The sequence below is a fragment of the Streptomyces sp. 15-116A genome (assembly GCF_025290915.1).
Taxonomy (GTDB): Bacteria; Actinomycetota; Actinomycetes; order Streptomycetales; family Streptomycetaceae; genus Streptomyces.
Genome location: NZ_JAOCQE010000487.1, coordinates 1 through 2370, shown reverse-complemented (window position 1 = coordinate 2370; position 2370 = coordinate 1). Strand labels below are relative to the sequence as shown.

The 2370-nt window shown below is 75.1% G+C and carries 3 protein-coding genes; all 3 read right to left on the bottom strand.

Annotation, left to right across the window (positions count from 1 at the left end; genetic code table 11):
• Window positions 1–79: 79 nt before the first annotated feature.
• Complete coding sequence (locus N4P33_RS34715) at window positions 80–745, bottom strand: hypothetical protein (protein ID WP_399030678.1); 666 nt, start codon at window positions 743–745, stop codon at window positions 80–82.
• A gap of 11 nt (window positions 746–756) precedes the next feature.
• A complete protein-coding gene (locus tag N4P33_RS34710) occupies window positions 757–2136 on the bottom strand; it encodes a YcaO-like family protein (protein WP_260830894.1) in 1380 nt (459 codons plus the stop codon).
• Window positions 2133–2370 (bottom strand): CocE/NonD family hydrolase C-terminal non-catalytic domain-containing protein (locus N4P33_RS34705; protein ID WP_313904631.1); only part of this gene is annotated, 238 nt, incomplete at its 5' end. The genes N4P33_RS34705 and N4P33_RS34710, both read right to left, overlap by 4 nt.

Here is a 2370-nt window from a genome sequence, read left to right as displayed (position 1 = left end):
CCTTCGATCACGTCCCAGACCACGATGAACCACGCGAGGGCCAGCCCGCGCCGAACGAGGGTATGGTCACGGCCTTCGGTCATGTCCGGTCCTCCGCAGGGGTGTCCAGGTCCCGTGCGATCGCGCCCCGCCCGCCGTCCAGGTGCGCCGGGCCGCCCCATCCGGCCGGCGGCGGGATGTGTACGGCGGCCAGTGGGCTCTCGGCGATTCCGTCCAGCCGCGCCTCGGGCTCCTCCACGCCCAGCGCGCGGGCCGCGAGGAACAGGGCCGCGGCGGCGTGACCGGTGTCCAGCAGGAGCAGCGGCCAGGCGCGGTGACCGTAGTGGGAGATTGTGCGCCGTGCGGTGACGGAGAGTTCGGCGGTCACGCCGGGAGGTGTGCCCTCGGGTGGCCGGCCGAGGTGGTGGACGCGGTGCCGCAGCGGGTCGTAGCCGTAGCGGCCGGGCGGCAGGGAGCAGCCCGCGCCCACCACCAGCTCGGTGTCCACCGGGTGCAGCGCACCGGCGGAGGCCACGGGCCGGAGCCGTCCGGAGGCGTCCACCGCGGCCAGCGACAGGCGCAGCAGGGCCCCCAGGTCGAGCTCGGCCGGGTCGGCCGGGTCGGCCGACGGGAGGGGACGCGACGGTCCGGGCCAGGCCCGGACCGCTCCCCCGGCGGGTGTGTCGGGTCCTGGTGGCTCCGGGGAGCGTGCGCGGGCGAGGGCGGCGACGAGGTCCACCGGGCGGTCCTCGCGAAGGTCTTCCACGGGTGCGGCCCTCACATGTGCGGCGGAGGCGCCAGCGTGAAGTCCTCCGGGGCGCTCGGCGGGCTCGTGCGCCATCCTCGGGCGACGGCGGCCTCGGCGAGGCGCGGGCAGCCGAAGTAGCCGAAGGCGGCGGGGGCGTTGGGCAGCAGTCCGGAGACGAGCACCCGTGCGACGCGCAGGGGGGTCTCGGCCACGTCCTCCGTGGTGAGGTCGAAGGTCATGACCCGGTGGCCGCCCGCGTGCAACGTGCGATCCAGGCGCTGCCGGCTGCCGGGCTCGACCTCGCCGACGGACACGGTCCCGAGCGCGGGTTCGGTGAACCGCCTGGCCTCGGCCGCCATCCGCTCGTCGAGCCACACCTGCACGTGGGCGCCCAGATCCCGTACGTGCTCGAACTGTTCGCCGCACGCGTCGAGATAGCGGCCGTCTGCCCGGTGGTCCAGGTACAGCCCGCGGGCGAGCAGCCCGGCCTCCACGGCCCGGAACACCCAGCCGTCGGAGCCGGTCAGGCCCTGGGTGAAGACCCAGGTGTGGACGGCTTCCAGGACGGCCTTGCGGGCAGCTTCGGCCGGGTCGTACTTGCAGGCGAAGCCGGCGGCGTACAGCCCGAGGCGGGCATCGTGCACGAGCGCGGCCATGCAGGGGGCGAACTCGGAGGGCATCTCGACGATGTGCACGTCGAACGCGGAGCCGGCGAGGTCGTCGGCGAGGCCGGGAACGCTCGCCGGGTCGATGCCGCGGGCCGGGCCGTCCAGGTGCCACCACAGTTCCAGGGCGTCGCGTTCGACGATCTCCAGCAGGCCGCGTTCGACGGCGTCGTCGAGGCCCTGTCCGGTGGCGATTCCGGCGTAGTTGAGGTGGTGGGTGCGGGGCAGTTCGCGCAACGCGCCCTGGCGCCAGTTGAGGTGGGTGAGCGCGACGGGTGCCCAGACCTCCGTCGTCGCTCCGTCGGGCAGCAGCTCGGTGCCGCGGGTCCACAGGGCCGGGGTGTCGGGGGTGAGGGGGCGGTAGGGGAACTTCTCCCGGGCGTACTGCCAGTCGGCGTACGCGGGCAGGTCGCCGGGGCCGTAGAGCCGCAGGCCCTTGTCAGCCAGTTCGGCGGCGGTGGCCCGTACGGGGGCGTCGGGGTGGCCGGGCGGCGGGACGCGGTTGCCGCAGTACCGTTCCACCCCCTCGGCTATCGCGGCGACGCGGGCCTGGGCGGGGTCGCCGAAGGTGGTGCCGAGGGAGACCCGGTCGGCGGGCCACAGGCCGTGCCTGCGGGCGTCGGATATCTCGGCCGTGAGCGCGGTGTAGCGGGGCGGGGTGCCCGCCGGGTGCTCGACGGGCTCGACGCTGCGGACGATGCCGCAGACGGGGTCGACGAGTGCTTCCAGCGGCAGCGTCGTCATCGGAGGATCTCCTCTGCGGGGTCGACGGGGGTGGGTCGGGACGGGAGCACGGGAAGGCTCAGCACCACGCTGTCCGGATCGATCTCACGCCGGGAGGCGTGCAGCGTGGCGGCCGTCACCGGGTCCTGTCCGGTGTGCGGGTTGCGGGCGTGGGCCGGGAAGTGGTGTCCGGCGATCTCCAGGCGCAGCCGTGTGCCGGCGGGCAGCCGGCGCGCGACCCGGCCGAGGTCGACG

Bases quoted from the DNA above. Each gene is read 5' to 3' on its own strand.
- N4P33_RS34710 (WP_260830894.1), bottom strand. From the start codon at position 2,136: ATGACGACGCTGCCGCTGGAAGCACTCGTCGACCCCGTCTGCGGCATC.